Source organism: Devosia sp. (assembly GCF_036563435.1).
Classification (GTDB): domain Bacteria; phylum Pseudomonadota; class Alphaproteobacteria; order Rhizobiales; family Devosiaceae; genus Devosia.
This window is the reverse complement of the sequence record NZ_DATCMJ010000014.1, coordinates 493,222-511,216: the sequence shown is the minus strand read 5'-3', so window position 1 is coordinate 511,216 and position 17,995 is coordinate 493,222. Positions and strand designations below refer to the sequence as shown.

Sequence of the window (17,995 nt, the reverse complement as noted above, 5' to 3'; positions counted from 1 at the left end):
GCCAACAGATGGCCCGCCCTCGGCAGCAGCACAAGGGATCACCGGTTCTTTTCGCGCAGACGCCTTTCCAGAAGGCGGACCAGGAGAGAGAGGGAAATGGTCATGGAAAGGTAGAGGAAGGCCACGACATTGTAGGTTTCGAAGAACAGGAACGTGCCGGAGGAATAGACCTTGCCCAGCTGGGTAATGTCCTGGACGCCCAGTGCCGAGACCAGGGCGGAATCCTTGACCATGGAGACGAAGTCATTGGCCAGGGGTGGCAGGATGTTGCGCAAGGCTTGGGGGAAGGTGACGAGGCGGAAGCACTTCCAGCGCGAGAGACCCAGAGCATGGGCCGCTTCGATCTGCCCATGGTCGACCGACTCGATGCCGGCGCGGAAGATTTCAGCGATGAAGGCGGAATAGCAGACGGTGAGCGCGAGGATTGCCCGCCAGACGAAATCGAACTGGCGGACGGTGATGACCGTGTCGAAGGGCTGGAGCAGCCAGTTCGCCGCGACCACCAGCGCCGGCGCGCCGACAAAGGCGACGTAAAACAGAAACACCAGGACGGGTATGCCGCGAATGATCTCGACATAGAAGGTCGCGGCTTCGCGCAGGACGCGGTGGCGCGACGTGCGGGCGATGGCCACGAGGAGGCCGAGCAGGGTGGCGGAAGCGAAGGCGACAAGGGTGACCCAGAGCGTGGTGACAATGCCGCCGGAAAGCGCCCGGAAGATCTTGCTGTAGGTGCCGTCGGCGGTGATGGCCCAGAGGCCGAGGACGAACAGGAGCGCGATGGCCAGCAGCCACCAGGGGGTGTTGCTGAAGATGGTCGGTTTGCGAGGGATGTAGGTCATATTTCCATCTGCCGACGCATCAGTCGACTCCCTCCCCCTTGCGGGGAGGGATCAAGGGTGGGGGTGGGTGGGTTCGAATGTCCGGGCGCTCGCACCCCCACCCTAGCTTTGCCGCGGCCCAAACGGGCCGGGCGACGCTACCCTCCCCGCAAGGGGGAGGGAGCAGGCTGAGAGTTCAGCGCCTTATTGCGCGGCGTTGTACTCGTAGAACCACTTCTGCTGCAGCTGTTCCATGGTGCCGTCGGCCTTGATCTGCGCCAGGGCAGCGTTGATGGGTTCGACGAGGTCGGAATCGGGGGGCAGGATGAAGCCGAAATCTTCCGACCCGAGCGGCGTGCCGACGGTTTTGAAGGCGCCGGGATTGGCGCCGATATAGCCATTGGCCGAGGTCTGATCCATCAGCACGGTGTCGACGTCACCGGCCTGCAGAGCCTGGACGGAGGCGCCGAAGGTGTCGAAGAGCTTGATGCGCGGATTGGCTTCATCGCCATCGAGAACATTGTAGACGGCAACATAGAAATTGGTGGTGCCGGCCTGGGCCCCGACCAGCAGTTCTGCATTGGTGGCAAAGCTTTGGGCGTCAGTGAAGCGCGTCTCGTCGGCACGGACCAGCATCAGCTGTTCGGAGGTCAGGTAGCTATCAGAGAAGGCGACCTGTTCCTTGCGTTCGTCATTGATGGTGATGCCATCCATGCCGACATCGAACTGCCCGTCACGCACGGCCTGGATCATCACGTCCCAGCTCGTGAGCTCCCATTTGACGGTGGCGTTGAGGCGCTCGGCGATCTCGTTGAACAGGTCGTATTCGAAGCCGATGCCTTCGCCGGTTTCGGGGTCGGCGAAGTTCAGCGGCACATAGGCATTTTCAGTGACGGCGACGATTTCGCGGCCCGCCAGATCGGGCAGAGCGTCTTGCGCGGTGGCCGGCAAGTTCAGCGCCGAGACGGCTGCGGCGACGGCAAGGAATGTGTTCAGCTTCATGAGGCTCCGGTCTCCCAAGCAAAGGTTTGGCGGGAGACTAGAGCAAAGGGTGCGATTTTGGGAATGGATTTTCCGCAGGGCTCATGGGGGGCCTGTCGAAGCAGGAGGGCGTGACACGGTGGTGCCACGCCTCGTCCTTCGACAGGCTCAGGATGAGGTTCGACAGGCTCAAGATGAGGCTGCGACGGGCTCAGGATGAGGCACCCCGATCAGGCTCGTAGCACCCCGCCGGAAGTCTTGGTCACGGCGGCGATGACACTGGCGGAGATCTTGTCGATCTCTTCCTCGGTCAACGTCTTGTCGGAGGGCTGAATGGTGACCTCAATGGCGACCGACTTCTTGCCCTCGCCCACATGGCTGCCCTCGAAGACGTCGAAAACCGTCACGTCCTTGATCAGCGCCTTGTCGGCACCGCGAGCGGCCTTGAGGATGGCGCCCGCCGTGACGGACTTATCGACCACAAAGGCGAAGTCGCGCGACAGGGGCATCAGGGTCGAGAGGTCCAGAGCCGGTTTGGTGCGGGTGGCCTTCTTGCGTGGTTCGGGCAGCGCATCAAGGTCGAGCTCGAAGGCGGCGACGGGACCGTCAAGGTCGAGCTCGGCCGCCCAAGCCGGGTGGAGCTCACCGAACCAGGCGAGGGCCTTGGGGCCCTGGCGGACGCACCCGCCGCGGCCGGGATGCGACCAGGGTGCGGGTTCAGCAACGACCTGGACCTTGTCGATGTCATAGCCCAGTGCATCGAGCACCGCGGCGAGATCGGCCTTGGCGTCGAACACGCCGACGCTTTCCGGCTTGCCGGACCAGTGGCGGCCGGCGCCCTCGAGCTTGGCCGTACCGGTTCGAATGCCGGTGGCATAGGTGTGCTGACCGTCGGGCGTATCGCTGAGGAAGACCTGGCCGACCTCGAACAGGGCGAGATCAGCGGTGCCGCGATTGCCGTTGCGGCGGGCAGCGGCAAGGAGGCCAGGCAAGAGCGAGGGGCGCATGTCGGTCATGTCGGAGGCGATGGCATTGGCCAGCTGCAGCGCTTCGCCCCCACCGCCAAAGCGGGTGGCCTCATCGTGGGAGATGAAGCTCCAGGTCACAGCCTCGTCCAAGCCGCGGGCGGCGAGCGCCCGGCGGGCGATGCGGCGGCGGTTCTGGATGGTCGACAGCATGCGCGGCGCCACGTGGGAGAGGCGCGGCAGCGGCTCGACGGGAACATTGTCGACGCCGACCATGCGCATGACTTCTTCCACAAGGTCAGCCTTTTGCGTCACGTCGGGGCGCCAGGACGGCACGTTGACGCTGAACTGGTCGCCCTTGCCAGTCATCTCGAAACCCAAGCGGGACAGGATGGCCGTGGCCACCATGGGCTCGACATCGAGGCCGGTGAGGCGCTTGACCTCGCCAAGGGGGAAGTCGATCACGGTGTTGGGGAACATGTCTTCGCCCGAAATCACCGGCTCCATCGGTTCGCCACCGCAGAGCTCGAGCACCAGGCGGGTGGCGAGTTCGAGGCCGGGCTCGGTCAGCGCGGGATCGACATGGCGCTCCAGGCGGTAGCGGGCGTCCGACACGATCCCCGTCTTGCGGCCGGTGCGGGCGATGAGCTCGGGATCCCAGGAGGCGCATTCCATCAGGACGTTGGTCGTGCTTTCGGTTACGCCCGAGCGGATGCCGCCCATGACGCCGCCAAGGCAGAGCGGCCCCTGCTCGTCGGCGATCACCGTCATGGTCTCGTCCAGCGTGTAGATCTTGTTGTCGAGTGCGTCGAACGGCTCGTTGCGCGCATTGCGCAGAACGGGCTGGCCGACGATCTTGTCAGCGTCATAGGCATGGAGCGGCCGGCCCCAGCCGAGCGACACCAGATTGGTGATATCGACGATGGCGTTGATGGGACGCAGGCCCACGGCGCGCAGGCGCTGCTGCAGCCAGGCCGGAGACGGACCGTTCTTGATGTTGCGGAAATAGCGGCCGGCGAACTTGCGAACGGCCTTGGGCTCATCGGCGGCGAACTGGTGCGGCAGGGGCGCGATCGGGCTTGGGCCGACAGAGGGAACGGGCGACATGTCGGTCTGTTTGAGGGTACCGAGGCCAAAGGCGGCGAGGTCGCGCGCCACGCCATAGACACCGGTCGCATCGCCGCGATTGGGCGTGATGGAAATGTCGAAGACCACGCCATTGATCTTGGCATAGTCCACATACTTCATGCCGACCGGCGCATCTTCGGGCAGTTCGATGATGCCGTCATGGTCGTTGCTGAGCTCGAGCTCGGCATTGGAGCAGAGCATGCCGTTCGACACTTGCCCACGAATATTGCCCTTGCCGATGGTCATGTCCTTGCCCGGAATATAGGTGCCGGGGAAGGCAAAGACCGATTTCAGGCCCGTGCGGGCATTGGGGGCGCCACAGACAACGTCGGTCAGTTCGCCCGTGCCGGCATCGACCTTGCAGACGCGCAGCTTGTCGGCGTTCGGGTGCTGCTCGGCGGAGACGATATGAGCCGTGACAAAGGCTTCCAGCGCCTTGCCCTGGTTTTCCACGCCTTCCACTTCGAGGCCAACGGTGGTCAGGGTCGTGGCGATCTCATCGACCGATGCATCGGTGTCGAGGTGATCCTGGAGCCATTCGAGGGTGAATTTCATTGTGTCGGGCCTTTAGCGGAAGTCGGCGGCAGTGCCGATTATGGGCGGCAGCGCGCGGGAAAGCTTGAATAGTTCGACGAGGACATTGGCAAAGCCTTGGGCGTCATCGATAGCGCGGTGGGTATGGGCGACGTGGCCGTAGAATTCTGCCGGCAGCTTGCTCATGCCCCAATCGAGATAGGGGGCGCCGCGCAGGGTTCCGGCCATAGTATAAAGGCAGATGCCGCCGCCGCGGAAGATCTGGCGGCCCTTGAAGGGACCGCTGAGGGCGCGGGTGCCGGCGAACTGGTCGAGATAATGGTCCATCCAGAGCCCATCGAAAACCATGGGCGCGGCGACAAAGACCTTGGGACCGGGCAGCGCCTCGACCCAATCGGCATAGCGCGGCATGACCACGGCAGGGTCTTCGGCATCGGCGGTCGCGGCGGCCCAGGCTTCGGGCTGGGTCTGCCACCACGCCATCGTCTGCTCGTTGGTGGTGCGATCGGGGCGCTGGAGAAGTTGGGCTTCGAAGGTGCCATGCCGGGTGCCATCGGCCTCGATGGCGACCGAGGCGAAGCTCAGCATTGAATTGTGCAGCGGCGTCGGACCGTCGGACTCGATATCGGTAACCACAAAGATCGGCTTGGCCACCTCGTTATAGACGGCGCGCCCGGCGGGGAGCACTTCGACGAGACGGAAGGTCTCGCACACGACGTCCATGTCGGGAGAGAAGCCGCCATTGCGGGCGAAATAGCGCTCATGTCCCTCGCGCCAGTTGCTATAGGGCCCCTCGCCTTCCCGGTCGGTGAAGCTAGGATCGACATCGTCGAAGCGCTTGATTTCGACAGAGAGGGTTTCGATCACGCAGGCGGGCTCGCCGGCGCCGTCGAGCACCACGTCGCGGCGGCCGACTTCCGGCAGCGGCTCCTTGCTGGAACTGAACTGACGGAGGTCACCGCAGGAGGCAGTCTTGCGGCCGGCAAGCACCAGACGCAGCAGCTCATCAGCCAGTTCCGGCGAGTCGCCGAAGCTGAACTGGATGGCGTTCTGGTATTGGGGCGGCAGGGCGGCCATGGTTTTTAGCTGCTCAATCCGCCAAACAGCGTCGGCAAGTCGAGGGGGCGGAAGCCGTAGTGGTCGAGCCAGCGCTGGTCGGCGTCAAAGAAGGCGCGGAGGTCCGGCATGCCGTATTTGAGCATGGCGATCCGGTCGATGCCCATGCCCCAGGCGAAGCCCTGGTAAACGTCGGGATCGAGCCCGGCATTGCGGATGACGTTGGGATGGACCATGCCGCAGCCCAGGATTTCAAGCCAGTCATTGCCCTCGCCGATCTTGACCTCGGAACCGGAGCGATCGCACTGGACGTCCACTTCCATCGAGGGCTCGGTGAAGGGGAAAAAGCTTGGACGGAAGCGCAAAGTGACGTTGGGCACCTCGAAATAGGCTTTCAGAAACTCCTCCAGCACCCAGCGCAGCTGGCCGATATGGCTGGATTTGTCGATGACAAGACCCTCGACCTGATGGAACATCGGGGTGTGGGTCTGGTCTGAGTCATTGCGATAGGTGCGGCCGGGCATAACCACGCGGATCGGCGGATCCATGGCGGGGGTAAGGTAGGCCGCAGCGGGCTTCTCGTTGGTCTTTTGCATGACGCGCATCTGCACCGGCGAGGTGTGGGTGCGCAGCACTTTCTTCACCCCGTCCGGACCGGGCTTCATGAAGAAGGTGTCATGCATTTCGCGCGCTGGATGGCCTTCGGGGAAGTTCAGCGCCGTGAAGTTGAAATAGTCGGTCTCGATATCCGGACCTTCGGCGATGGAGAAACCCATGTCGGAAAAGATGGCGGTGATTTCGTCGATGGTCTGCGAGATGGGGTGGATGCGCCCGCGCGCAGTGGGCCCTGCCTGCAGCGGCAGAGTGATGTCGACGGTTTCGGCCTTGAGGCGCGCGTCGAGAGCGGCGGATTTGAGCTCGGCGCTCTTGCCTTCGATCAGGGCGGCGATTTCGCCCTTAAGGCCGTTGATGGCGGGACCGGCGCTCTTGCGCTCTTCGGGCGCCATGGAACCGAGGGACGCCAGGAGCGCGGAGACGCTGCCCTTCTTGCCCAGGGCCGCAACGCGCACGGCATCAAGCGCGGCTTCATCGGCAGCGGCGGCAATGGCTGCGGAAAGCTCGGTGCGGAGGGTGGCGATCTGCGTATCGAGGGACATGCTGTTTCTCAACTCGGACAAGTGCGGCGGTTAGAGCATTTTGAAGGCAGGGAGTCAGCCAAAAATGCGAGCTCTGATGTTGAAGTCGACCTTCCCTCCCCCTTGAGGGGAGGGATCGAGGGTGGGGTGGTTGTGTGGGCCACAAGGGACCCCCACCCCCGCCCCTCCCCTCAAGGGGGAGGGGAGCCGACGTTCTGCGACATGCAAAAGAAAACGCCCTGCGCCAGCCCTTTCGGGACGGTGCAAGGCGTCGATTTGGCCTCAGCAGAGCTGGGGAGTGTTAGGCGGCGGTGACGCGCTCGTGGGTCGTCTTCTCGACCCCCTCGAGATAAGCCAGTGCTGCCTTGGCCTTTGCGACCAGCGCGCCGAACGCTTCGGGCTGGGTGATCGCGAGATCGCTCAGCACCTTGCGGTCAACGGCAACCTCAGCCTTGCTGAGGCCGTCGATAAATCGGCCATAGGTGAGGCCATAGTCACGCACAGCTGCGTTGATACGCTGGATCCACAGAGCGCGGAAGTTGCGCTTCTTGACGCGACGATCGCGGTAAGCGTACTGGCCGGCCTTTTCGACGGCCTGCTTGGCGATACGGATGGTAGATTTACGACGGCCATAATAGCCCTCGGCGGCCTTCAAGACCTTCTTGTGACGGGCGTGGGCGGTTACGCCACGTTTAACGCGTGCCATTGTTCAGTGTCCTTCCAGCTTAGCGGTTGTACGGCATGTACCACTTCACCAGACCCTCGTCGCCCTTGGACAGGATCTTGGTGCCGCGGTTGGTGCGGATGTACTTGGCGTTGTGGTTGATCAGGCGGTGGCGCTTGCCGGCAACGCCTGCCTTGACACGACCGGTCGCGGTGAAGCTGAAGCGCTTCTTGGCGCCAGACTTCGTCTTCATCTTGGGCATTTTGCGGGTCCTTTAGAGTAGATCGGATGGATTGAGGCCCATCGCATTCAAGAACCGCCACGGCATGCCTTTTGGCCGGGCGGTCCGGAGAAGCCGCGTCTATAGGAGGAATCCGGCGGGGTGGCAAGTCCCTCCGAGCCCCCCTCAGCTGGCGCGACGGAGTCCGGAGGGCTCATCCTTGCGGGAATAGACACCTACGATAGCGTCGAGCTCGCTGGCCTGTGCCTGGGTCTGGGCAATGGCGGCGTTGATCTCTTCAACCAGCGCAGCATTGTCCTGGGCGATCTCATCCATCTGCCGCATGGCATGGGCGACGGCGCCGACCGTATCGGATTGGCGCTGGCTGGAGGCGGCGATCTCCTGCATGCGCGCGTTGTCTGCCTGAACGGCATCGTGAATGGCCGTCAGGGTGCGCGCAGCATCCTGGGCAAGGCGGGTGCCGCCGCCCACGACCGTTTCGGCTTCGGCAACCATGGCCTTAATGTCGGCAGACGCCTGGGCCGTGGATTGCGCCAGTCGCCGTACCTCGACGGCAACCACAGCGAAGCCCTTGCCCGCCTCCCCGGCGCGAGCCGCTTCCACCGAGGCATTAAGCGCCAGAAGGTTGGTCTGGAAGGCAATGTCCTCGATCAGCCGCGTTGTCGTGGCAATGCGTGCCGACGCGGCTGCGATGCCGTCCATGGCCGCTGTCATGCGGTGCATAACGGTTTGACCATCATGAGCGAGTTCAGCCGAGTGCTGCGCGCTGGAGGCGACCGCACCGGCTACTGCCGCATTGCCGGAAAGGTCGGCAAAGAACCTTTCAATGGCGGTGGCGGTGGCTTCGATAGCCGCGATCTGCTTGCCCGTGCGGGCGGAAAGATCATTGGCGCCCGACAAAATCTCGCCGGTGGCGCGATGCAGTGCGCTCGAGGAGTTGGCGAGGCGGCCCATGGTCTCGGTCAATCCGTCGGCCAGCCGGTTGATATCGTTCTGCAGGCGGCCGAAGGCGCCCCGGTTGTGACCATGCAGGCGCTGGCGGAGATCGGCTTCGGCAAGGCCGGCCAGAACCGCGCCTGCGTCGTCGACGCCACGGGAGACCGCTGCCAGCAGATCGTTGAGGCCGCTGGCGAGTTCGTTGAGTTCGGGGAGGCCGTAGTCGCGGTCGAGACGCTGGGTGAAATCACCTTCGGCGGCTGCGGCGACCAGCGCATGGAGGTCGCGCTGCAGCAGTTCGCGCCATGCCGAGAGCTCGGCAGCTCGCGCCAGCTCGGCTTCACGCCGTGCGGTGTCGTCGCGCAACTGACGACCGTTGGCACCAAAGACATCGAGTGCACTGGCGATGCGGCCAAGCTCGGTGTCGCGATCCGCGCCGGCGAGGCTGGTGTCGAAATCGCCCGCCGCCATGGATTGCATGGCTTGGGCGATGACGCGGATGGACTGCGATAGCCAGCGGGCCGTGACGAAAGCAAGGGCAAGGCCCAGCGTCAAGGCAAGGCCGCCGGCCAGAAGCGCGCCGAGGCTAAGCTGCGCCACCTGGGCCGAAGCCAGCTCGCCAAGCCGCGCCTGTTGCCCAAGGGCGCCAGTAGCCTGCCGGTCGAGGGCCTCTGCCAGCGCGAGATCGGCTGCGTGGGCGGCATCGCCCAGGACAAGCCGTTCGGTCAGTTTTTCATGGAGCTGGTCGACGGCCACCGCGACGTCATCGAGTTGGGCAAGGACGGCATCCACACGGGCGACATCATCGGTCTTGAAGAAGGTGCGGCGCAGCTCGGCCCGGGTCGCACCCGTGGCATCGCGCAACTGCACAATGGCGCCGTGGTTCTCGGCGGAGGGCATGTCCAGCAGGGCGCCGACGGCGAGGCGCATCTGCAGCAGGTTCTGCATGGCCAGGCCGGAAATGGCAGCTGCCTTGGCGTTTAGGCCGCTCGATTGGGAGGTCTGGGTAATAAGAGCGTTCAAGGTGTCGGTGGCGCTGACCCCAGCCTGATCAAGCGTCGCCGTGAGGTTGGTCACTTCGCCATCAAGGGCGATCATGGCGTTGATGGCAGCTCGGTATCGATCGGTATCGCTGCCGGAAACACCTGTCCCGAGCGCCTCGACTAGCGCCAGTGCGCGGCTGGAGCGCTCGGCACCGGGCTCCTGACCATAGATGGCGACGGCTAGGCGTGCATCGGCGAGTGCGCTGCCATGGGCACCGGCCGCAGCGGCGACTTCAGCGCTTTGGCGAAACTGGGTGAAGTTCGCCGCGACAATCTGAATGCCGCCCACGGCAAGCGCGACAAGGACGGCCATGAGCCAGATAAGGCTGCCAAAGGCCAGATAGATGCGACCTGCAATGCTGATCCGGGACAATCTCATGATGACCTCGCTGTACCTGCCTTGGGGCTGGCTAGCGGCGCGGCGTTAAGCAGTGGTCAACAGCTTCGTCATCAGCTTTTCACAATGCGGATCAAAGGGTTGTGCCGCACCGATTTCCAAGGCCTCAACTATTTTATTGCGCCTGCAGCAGCCAGCATGGGTTCGAGATGATCCTCGAACAGGAGATTGGGCTGCTCGGCCAGGGCGGCGCCGTAGCGGGTTTCGGCTTCGAGGGAAATGCGGAGGAAGGCGGCGACGCCCTCGGCTTCCTGGCCTGGGAGACCGTAGTGGCCGGTGTCGAGGCGGCGGAGGATTTCGGTCTTGGAGGCGATCATGCGGGCGGTGACGTCATCGCCGTTGCTGAGCGATTGGGAGCGCTTGATATAATCATGCAGCGGCGTGCCGAGGTGACGGGATGCCGGTACGGTGCGGAAGAGCTGCAGCAGGAATTCGAGGTCGTTCATGTTGCGCATGGCCGGATCGTAGCGGCCGTCGGCGCGGCGGCGGTCCCAGACGATCATGGAATCCATGGACAGATTGACCCACTTATGCGTGCCAGATGTCAGCACCTGGTTGTCACCATGGCCGACGTGGCGGACATGGGTGAAGTCCTCGCTCATGACGTCGAGCGCCGTCGAGACGATGGGATGATCGGCAAGGGCCGCCACGGCCAGTTCCAGCTTGCGCGGCTTGAAGCGATCATCGGCATCCAGCGTTGCGGCGAAAGGCGTCTGGCTGAGCTCAAGCGCGACATTGCGCGTGTGGCAGACGCCGCGGCCGACGCCGCCGCTCTCGGCGAAATGGATGCGCCGGTCGACGATGCCGGCTGCGGCCAGCAGGGCCTCGTAGTTAAAGCCATCATCGGCCACCAGCCAGAGCTCCCAGTGGGGATAGGTCTGGGCCAGGACGCTCCTGACGGTTGGAACGATGGTGCTCTGCGCGGCAAAGGCCGGCGTGACGATGGCGATAGTCTGATCCATGGTCCCCTGCTCTTGAACGGAACAGCCCGCTGTCCCATATCTGCTGCAAGGCGCCCGATGCCTATTTCAGGGTCGGCGCCGATACGTTGCTTGATACTCAAGGACGGTGTGGATGTCGCGTATTTCGGTGTTTTCCGCCCCATTTCTCCTCGGCTTCGATGCCTTCGAGGAGCGTGTCGATCGGCTCAGCAAGAGCGCCGACGGCTACCCGCCCTACAATATCGAGCGCATGGTCGATGCCGAAGGCACCGAGCGCTTCCTGATCTCCATCGCCGTGGCGGGTTTCGCTGCCAGCGAACTCGACGTGGTGGCCGAGGACAACACGATCGTGGTCCGCGGCAAACAGAAGGACGACCCCGGCAAGGAGTTTCTCCACCGGGGCATTGCGGCGCGGCAGTTTCAGCGCAGCTTCCTCCTTGCCGATGGCATGATCGTGAAGGATGCAACTTTAGGGCACGGTATGCTCGTTGTTGCTGTAGAGCGCCCACGGACGCCCAAGATCGCCCGACGTATCGAAATCCGCTCCGTATAAGGAAAGGGCCGACACATGTATGAAAAACGCAACGACACCGCCGCGGCCGACGCTTTGAACAGCCCGCTGAAGCTCCTGACCCGTGCGCAGTTCGCCGCACTTGGCGGGGACGCAGTCGCCTATGTGCGGCCGATCAGCGGCGCGATCCTGAGCACCATGATCACCGACGCCGAGTTCGACCATTTCAGCGACTACCAGCTGGTAATGTCGGCTGACGGCACCCCGCTGCTGGTAACCGACAGCGAGGATGGCGTACTCGACTGGCTCGGCGACAAGAATCTGGGTCTGGCGACCCTCCATTAATCCAGGTTGCACCCCCCAAGAAAAACCCCCGGCCGAGCCGGGGGTTTTTGTTTCTGCCGTCAGGCTGCGTTGGTGGCCTCGTCGGGCGCCGTCAGGATGGCGTGAAGTTCTGCCGGATCATCGTTGTAGCGCAGGAGGCTGACCACCGACTCCGTCCGCAGCAGCCGCGCCACCTTGGACAGCGCCTTGAGATGGTCGGCACCGGCGCCGACGGGTGCCAGCAGGAGAACCACCAGGTCCACCGGCTGGTCGTCCACCGCATCGAACTCGATGGGCTGATCCAGCCGGGCAAACATGGCCATGACAGACTTGAGGCCGACCACCTTGCCGTGCGGAATGGCGATGCCATTACCCAAGCCAGTCGACCCCAGCTCTTCACGGCTGGTGATGGCTCCGAGAATATCGGAGGTATCCAGACCACTGATTTCTGAGGCACGGGTCGAGAGTTCTTCAAACAACTGGCGTTTTGTCTTTACGCCCGTGCAAAAAAGCACGGCGCGCTCAGCCAGGATATCGGCCAATTCCATACAGTCTGCCTTGGATCAACTTCGCTTGCAGCGGCGCGGAAGCCGATCAATTGCTCCCAAGGGCCGGATCGATCCAGCCAATATTGCCGTCCGAGCGGCGGTAAACCACATTCAGGCCGCCATGTCCAGCATGACGGAACATCACCACCTGCCCGCCGGAGAGGTCGAGCTCCATCACCGCCTCTTCCACCGACAGCTGGCGCAGGTTCTTGGTGGTCTCGGCGATAACGGGCGGCGCATAGTCCTCATCGAGTTCGTCCAGCTCGGTGCCGGCGCCAAACACCGTATATTGGGCGGGCACGGCATCGGGGGTCACGGCGTCGATGCCGCGCGGGCGCTGCCGGAGCTTGCGGTTGTAGCGGCGCAGGCGCTTTTCGATGTTGTTGGCCATCAGTTCATAGGCGCTGGTGGCATCACCACCCTGCGCCGAAGCCTGGAGAACCACGCCGGAATCGAGGTGGACGACACAATCGGCGCTGAAGCCGGTACCATCGGGCGTGAGGGTCAGGTGCCCGTCATAGCCGCCGTCGAAATACTTGCCGACAACGGTGGCAAAGTGTTCCTCCGCCTTGCCGCGCAAGGCGTCGCCAACGTCCATGTTCTTTCCCGAAATGCGTAAAGTCATGGCTTCCTCTTTCCTTGTGTCGTTCTGGTTCGACGCGAGGATCACGTAAGCCGTTCCCGGCCTCCGGGATCACGCCTGCCCATGCCGATGCATGGAACAGTGCCGATGCTAGACCCAGCCGCGTCTACGATACAATGCTCAACTGCGCGCCACGGTTCGTTTATCGGTTGGATTGGCCACACAATGGCCGTCTGGGTGAGGGGGCGGGGTGGGGGCATTCGAGCTGAGACGACTGTCGGACGAGCCGCTTTTGCCATTCGGGCGTAGCCCTCATGGCCTTCTCAGCTAAAATCACGCCACTGGCGTGATTTTGCCTGCGGCCGCTTCGAAGTCTTTCTTCTGGCGGCGGCGGATGACGGAGGAGGGGATGTTCATGGCTTCGCGGTACTTGGCCACCGTGCGGCGGGCGACGTCGATGCCCTGCTCCTTCTTGAGCATCTCGGCGATGGTGTCGTCGCTCAGGATTTCCTTGGCCGTTTCGCCTTCGATCAGCTGGCGGATGCGGTGGCGGACCGCTTCGGCAGAGTGATCGCCGCTGCCGTCGCTGGAGGCAATGGCGGTGGTGAAGAAGTACTTCATCTCGAAGAGGCCGCGCGGCGTCGCCAGGTATTTGTTGGTGGTGACGCGGCTGACGGTCGATTCATGCATCTCGATGGTCTCGGCAACCATCTTGAGCGTCATGGGCTTGAGGTGGGCGATGCCGTGGGTCAGGAAACCATCCTGCTGGCGCACGATTTCGGCGGCTACCTTGACGATGGTCTGCGCGCGCTGATCGAGGCTCTTGGTGAGCCAGTTGGCCGTGGCGAGGCAGTCCGACAGGAAGCTCTTTTCGGCGGCGTTGCGCGTCTTTTTGGTGACGGTGGCGTAGTAGACGCGGTTGACCAGGACACGCGGCAGGGTTTCGCTGTTGAGCTCGATCTGCCAGGCGCCATCGGGGCCGCGGCGGACGAAGACGTCGGGCACGACCGTTTCCACCGGACCCGAGTCGAAGGCCAGGCCGGGCTTTGGATCGAGCTGGCGCAGTTCGGCCAGCATGTCGAGGAGATCCTCCCGGTCGCAGCCTACCGCGCGCATCAGCCCAGGCATGTCGTGCTCGGCCAAGAGATGGAGGTGGTCGAGCAGCCGCATCATCATCGGGTCGAGGCGGTCACGGTCGCGCAGCTGCAGGGCGAGGCATTCAGGCACGGACTGCGCGAACACGCCGACGGGGTCGCAACCCTGCACGGCCTCGAGCACGGCATAGATATCGGCGCGCTCGGCTCCGAGCTGTTCGGCCAATGCGTCCAGATCCAGGGTCAGGTAGCCGGCCTCGTTGAGGCCATCGATGAGGTGGCGCGCTATCAGCCGGTCGGCCTGGGTGCGCAGCAGCATGTTGGCCTGGTTCTCCAGGTGCTCGCTCAGCAGGGGCCGCGAGGCAACATATTGCTCGATGTCGGGCGCTTCGCCCGTGGCACTGGCGCCGTTGCGGTCGAGCCGCGACTGAGGGTTCAGCTGGTCCTGCGCCGCGTGGTCGGGAAAGACGTTGTCGACGGCGGTGTCATAGCCATCGGCAATGGAGGCGGCATCCTGGATGCGTTCGGAGCGCTCCACCGTATCCTCGAAGGCGCTGAGGTCCTGGCTGCCTTCGGCCGGCTCGGGCGCCTCGGCCTCGCCAGGCTCGCCGCCATCCTCCCGTTCGAGGAGCGGGTTGCGCAGCAGTTCGGCTTCGACGAAGTCGTTGAGTTCGAGATGGCTCAGCTGCAGCAGCCGGATGGACTGCATCAGTTGCGGCGTCAGCGTCAGGCTCTGGGCCTGACGAAATTCCAGACGCGGCGAAAGGGCCATTGGTCGCGAACCTCGAAATCAGTTTCGCGCTTTCATGCCGTATTTTCGGGCAGCGGGCAAGGCGGAAGGCAAGTTCCGTGCCAAGTGCTGCAGACGCGCTACAGCTCGAAGCTCTCGCCGAGATAGACCCGCCTTGCATCGGGATCGGCACTGATGGTTTCGGGCTTGCCCTGGATCATCACCTTGCCGCCATGGATCACATAGGCACGGTCGACGAGGCCCAGCGTCTCGCGCACCGCGTGATCGGTGATCAGCACGCCGATGCCGCGGCGGGTAAGCTGGTGCACCAGGCCCTTGACCTCGTTGACCGCGATCGGGTCGACGCCGGCAAAGGGCTCGTCGAGCAGCATGAAGGCCGGATCGGCCGCGAGGGCGCGGGCGATCTCGACGCGCCGCCGCTCGCCGCCCGACAGAGCCAGGGCGTTGGAGCTGGCGATGTGCTGGATAGAAAATTCCTCGAGCAGCGACCGGAGCCGTGCCTCACGCGCCGCCCTGCCCTTCACGTGATTTTCGAGCACGGCCATGATGTTGCCGGTGACGCTGAGCCCGCGGAAGATGGACGGTTCCTGCGGCAGATAGCCGATGCCGAGCTGCCCGCGCTGGAACAGCGGCAGGCGGGTTATGTCGCGGCCATCGAGGCTGATCATGCCCTGGTCGGGCTTGATCAGGCCCATGATCATGGTGAAGACCGTGGTCTTGCCCGCGCCATTGGGGCCGAGCAGGCCCACGGCCTCGCCGCGGCGCACGGCGATGGACACGTCGCGCACGACGACCCGCTTGCCGAAGCTCTTGGCAAGGTTATGCGCGACCAGCCATCCGGTCTGGTCGATGCGCGGCTTTTTGGGCGCTTCGTTCATTGCGAGGTGAAGACGCCCGTGACCCGGCCGCCACCGCTGCTGGTGAAGGTGGAAACATTGGTTTCAAGGTTCACCACCAGTTCGCCCGCATCTACCGTGCCGCCGGAGTTCACCACTTTGACATTGCCGGTGAGGCGCAGCATCTGGTCGCCGGGGGTGAACACCGCCTGGTCGCCAGTGGCGTCCTGCTCGTCGGTGACGAGGCGCACAGAACCGGTGGCAACGAAGCTCTCGATGTCGGTCGTGCCCTCTTCGCCATAGATGGCGACGACCTTTTCGGCCCAGACCTTGACCGTGGGGTGAACCACGACGACATTGCCGGTGAACACCGCTTCGCTAGTGGTTTCGTCCACCGTGAAGAGATCGGCCGTGATCTCGACCGGCTGCTGCGCCGCAGCGGGCAAGGCGAAAAGGCCGAAGGCGACGAGCAGCAGCAGGCGCTTGATCATGGGGTTGGCTTCTCTGAGGTGTCCGCTCCAGGCGTCTCGGGCAAAGTGACGACCGCGCGCGTAAATGTCCAGATCATGGTTTTGGCGTCATAGGTCAGGCCTTCGGCGTCGAGGTGGGTACCATCGGCATAGTCGATGGTGACGGCGCCCTCCCCTTTCAGCGTCTGCGTCTGATAGTCGAACACGGAATCGGCAATGACGCCGCGGGTTCCCTCGGATGTGGCGACATGGGCCACGTCCTCGATCACCACCAGTTCGCCGGTGGTGTCGAGCACGGCCATTTCGGCTTTGACCGTGGTGACGACACCGTCGGCGCGGGTCATCACGAGCCTTGCGGCATCGAGGCCGATCTTGTCGGTTGCATCGGCGGCAGCGCGGGCGGCCGTGGCCGAGACGCGGTAGGCGGTGCCGTCTTCCAGGAGACCGCTATATTCGGGCGCATCGACGCTGATGCCCTCGCGCGTCACCGAGACCTGGCCGATGCTGAAACGGCTCGACAAGCTCGAGAGGTAAATCTGGCCCAGGAGGCCAACGAGCGCCACCACGCCCAGCGCCGGAACGCCGATGCGCAAGATGGCCACGACGCGGTTGCGCCGCTGGAGACGCTGGTAGGTCGCGAGGCGTTCGCCGGCATTGGCCTGGAAGGTCATGGATTAGCTATGGGCAAAAATATCGACCTCGTTCCAGCCCAGGAGATCGAGTTCGCAGCGGGTGGCGAGGAAATCGAAACATTGCCGGGCCAGCTCGGTGCGACCTTCGCGCTGCAGCATGCGGTCGAGATGGCGCTTGAGATCGTGAAGGTAGAGCACGTCGGAGGCGGCATAGTCGAGCTGGGCGTCGCTGAGCTTGTCGGCGCCCCAGTCGGAACTCTGCTGCTGCTTGGACAGGTCGACGTTGAGCAGCTCACGCGCCAGATCCTTGAGGCCATGGCGGTCGGTATAGGTGCGCACCAGCTTGGAGGCGATCTTGGTGCAGTAGATGGGGCCGGTGACGACGCCGAAGCGGTTCTTGAGCGCGGCCACATCGAAGCGCGCATAGTGGAAAATCTTGGTGACGGACTGGTCGCCCAGGAGCTTGACCAGGTTGGGGGCCTCGTTGACCCCTTGCGGCAGTTGCACGATGTCGGCACTGCCGTCGCCGGGCGAGAGCTGGATGACGCAGAGCCGGTCGCGGTGTGGGTCGAGGCCCATGGTTTCGGTATCGATCGCCACTTCGCGGCCGTAACGGCTAAGGTCCGGCAGGTCGCCGCGGTGCAGTCGGATGGCCATGAAACACTCGCAAGAAATCGATGTCAGGCGTTGATGGCACAGCAAAGGGGCCAAGGGAAGGCAGTGCGGCGCAACATGCTTCAGGCGGAAAAGCAAAACCCCGGCCACGACTGCTGTCATGACCGGGGTTCTAATTCTGGTGCCCAGAAGAGGACTCGAACCTCCACACCTTGCGGTACACGGACCTGAACCGTGCGCGTCTACCAATTCCGCCATCTGGGCAAGCGGTGGTGTAACTAGGGGGAGCGGGGCCCCATGTCAATGCGCTTGTGAGAGGTTTTGCACGAAGGCTGTCGCGCTACCAGTTGGCACCGTCCCAATGCTGGATCGCGCTGCGGTCCACCGCTACCGGCGGCTCGAGGCAATTGACGTTGATCATCACCATGTCGTTGCCCTTGCCGTCATTGCCGCGGGCGAAGGATTCGACGCCACAGGTCTTGCAGAACAGGTGCTCGATATTGTGGGTGTTGAAGCGGTAGGTGGTGAGGTTATCCGCGCCGCTCAGCAGCTGAAACTGGCTGGCGGGCGCCGGTTGCAGCACCCAGCCGAGGCGGCGGCAGCGGGAGCAGTTGCAGTCGCCCATGCCATCGAGCGCGGTTGAAACGTCGTATTGCACGGCGCCGCAATGGCATTGGCCGCGATAGGTCTGGGCTTCAGGCATAACTCTCTCCCTGCACTAACTTTGAACAAATCAAGAACATAGCGGCAGCAGAGTCAAGCCAAAACACTGGCCGGAGCCCTCGACAGCG

At 63.7% G+C, this 17,995-nt stretch carries 18 protein-coding genes, 1 tRNA gene and 1 pseudogene; 2 read left to right on the top strand and 18 right to left on the bottom strand.

The window, feature by feature from the left end:
* Positions 1 to 38: 38 nt before the first annotated feature.
* The 9 genes from VIL88_RS10805 to VIL88_RS10765 form a co-directional block, all read right to left on the bottom strand.
* Positions 39 to 839, bottom strand: a complete 801-nt coding sequence (locus VIL88_RS10805) for an amino acid ABC transporter permease (protein ID WP_331988616.1) — start codon at positions 837 to 839, stop codon at positions 39 to 41.
* Between the two features lie 183 nt (positions 840 to 1,022).
* Positions 1,023 to 1,820, bottom strand: a complete 798-nt coding sequence (locus VIL88_RS10800; RefSeq protein ID WP_331988614.1) for a transporter substrate-binding domain-containing protein — start codon at positions 1,818 to 1,820, stop codon at positions 1,023 to 1,025.
* Positions 1,821 to 2,029: 209 nt separating this feature from the next.
* Entirely contained in the window at positions 2,030 to 4,447 is a 2,418-nt protein-coding gene (gene pheT, locus VIL88_RS10795; protein ID WP_331988612.1) for a phenylalanine--tRNA ligase subunit beta, read from the bottom strand.
* A 12-nt stretch (positions 4,448 to 4,459) separates the two neighbouring features.
* On the bottom strand, positions 4,460 to 5,503 hold the full coding sequence (locus VIL88_RS10790; protein ID WP_331988610.1) for an ASCH domain-containing protein: 1,044 nt from the start codon (positions 5,501 to 5,503) through the stop codon (positions 4,460 to 4,462).
* 5 nt (positions 5,504 to 5,508) lie between these two features.
* Positions 5,509 to 6,639 (bottom strand): phenylalanine--tRNA ligase subunit alpha, encoded by a 1,131-nt coding sequence (gene pheS / locus VIL88_RS10785; protein WP_331988608.1) that lies wholly within the window; start codon positions 6,637 to 6,639, stop codon positions 5,509 to 5,511.
* A 280-nt stretch (positions 6,640 to 6,919) separates the two neighbouring features.
* Positions 6,920 to 7,324, bottom strand: coding sequence for a 50S ribosomal protein L20 (rplT, locus tag VIL88_RS10780; RefSeq protein WP_331988606.1), 405 nt, complete (start codon positions 7,322 to 7,324; stop codon positions 6,920 to 6,922).
* A gap of 19 nt (positions 7,325 to 7,343) precedes the next feature.
* A complete protein-coding gene (gene rpmI / locus VIL88_RS10775) occupies positions 7,344 to 7,544 on the bottom strand; it encodes a 50S ribosomal protein L35 (RefSeq protein WP_035099236.1) in 201 nt (66 codons plus the stop codon).
* A gap of 144 nt (positions 7,545 to 7,688) precedes the next feature.
* Positions 7,689 to 9,881: a methyl-accepting chemotaxis protein gene (locus VIL88_RS10770; RefSeq protein ID WP_331988598.1), complete on the bottom strand. Its 2,193-nt coding sequence runs from the start codon at positions 9,879 to 9,881 to the stop codon at positions 7,689 to 7,691.
* A 128-nt stretch (positions 9,882 to 10,009) separates the two neighbouring features.
* Complete coding sequence (locus VIL88_RS10765; RefSeq protein WP_331988596.1) at positions 10,010 to 10,861, bottom strand: glycosyltransferase; 852 nt, start codon at positions 10,859 to 10,861, stop codon at positions 10,010 to 10,012.
* Between the two features lie 112 nt (positions 10,862 to 10,973).
* Here VIL88_RS10765 and VIL88_RS10760 point away from each other — a divergent pair, with 112 nt between their 5' ends.
* Positions 10,974 to 11,393, top strand: a complete 420-nt coding sequence (locus tag VIL88_RS10760) for an Hsp20 family protein (protein WP_331988594.1) — start codon at positions 10,974 to 10,976, stop codon at positions 11,391 to 11,393.
* A 15-nt stretch (positions 11,394 to 11,408) separates the two neighbouring features.
* Positions 11,409 to 11,696 (top strand): DUF1150 family protein, encoded by a 288-nt coding sequence (locus tag VIL88_RS10755; RefSeq protein WP_331988592.1) that lies wholly within the window; start codon positions 11,409 to 11,411, stop codon positions 11,694 to 11,696.
* 59 nt (positions 11,697 to 11,755) lie between these two features.
* Here the strand turns inward: VIL88_RS10755 and VIL88_RS10750 are convergent, their stop codons facing one another.
* The 9 genes and pseudogenes from VIL88_RS10750 to VIL88_RS10710 all read right to left on the bottom strand — a co-directional run bounded on the left by VIL88_RS10750 (position 11,756) and on the right by VIL88_RS10710 (position 17,907).
* Positions 11,756 to 12,223 (bottom strand): PTS sugar transporter subunit IIA, encoded by a 468-nt coding sequence (locus VIL88_RS10750; protein WP_331988590.1) that lies wholly within the window; start codon positions 12,221 to 12,223, stop codon positions 11,756 to 11,758.
* 46 nt (positions 12,224 to 12,269) lie between these two features.
* Positions 12,270 to 12,848 (bottom strand): ribosome hibernation-promoting factor, HPF/YfiA family, encoded by a 579-nt coding sequence (gene hpf, locus VIL88_RS10745; protein WP_331988588.1) that lies wholly within the window; start codon positions 12,846 to 12,848, stop codon positions 12,270 to 12,272.
* 291 nt (positions 12,849 to 13,139) lie between these two features.
* Positions 13,140 to 14,672, bottom strand: coding sequence for an RNA polymerase factor sigma-54 (gene rpoN, locus VIL88_RS10740; RefSeq protein WP_331988586.1), 1,533 nt, complete (start codon positions 14,670 to 14,672; stop codon positions 13,140 to 13,142).
* A gap of 98 nt (positions 14,673 to 14,770) precedes the next feature.
* Positions 14,771 to 15,568: pseudogene (lptB, locus tag VIL88_RS10735) on the bottom strand (LPS export ABC transporter ATP-binding protein); the annotation flags it as partial.
* Positions 15,526 to 15,978, bottom strand: coding sequence for a lipopolysaccharide transport periplasmic protein LptA (gene lptA, locus VIL88_RS10730; protein WP_331988584.1), 453 nt, complete (start codon positions 15,976 to 15,978; stop codon positions 15,526 to 15,528). The gene lptA and the pseudogene lptB, both read right to left, overlap by 43 nt.
* On the bottom strand, positions 15,975 to 16,628 hold the full coding sequence (gene lptC, locus VIL88_RS10725; RefSeq protein ID WP_331988582.1) for an LPS export ABC transporter periplasmic protein LptC: 654 nt from the start codon (positions 16,626 to 16,628) through the stop codon (positions 15,975 to 15,977). Before lptC ends, lptA begins: the two co-directional genes overlap by 4 nt.
* Positions 16,629 to 16,631: 3 nt before the next feature.
* Complete coding sequence (locus tag VIL88_RS10720; protein WP_331988580.1) at positions 16,632 to 17,246, bottom strand: ribonuclease D; 615 nt, start codon at positions 17,244 to 17,246, stop codon at positions 16,632 to 16,634.
* A gap of 137 nt (positions 17,247 to 17,383) precedes the next feature.
* Positions 17,384 to 17,468, bottom strand: a tRNA-Leu gene (locus VIL88_RS10715).
* 76 nt (positions 17,469 to 17,544) lie between these two features.
* Positions 17,545 to 17,907, bottom strand: a complete 363-nt coding sequence (locus tag VIL88_RS10710; protein WP_331988578.1) for a GFA family protein — start codon at positions 17,905 to 17,907, stop codon at positions 17,545 to 17,547.
* Positions 17,908 to 17,995 lie beyond the last annotated feature (88 nt).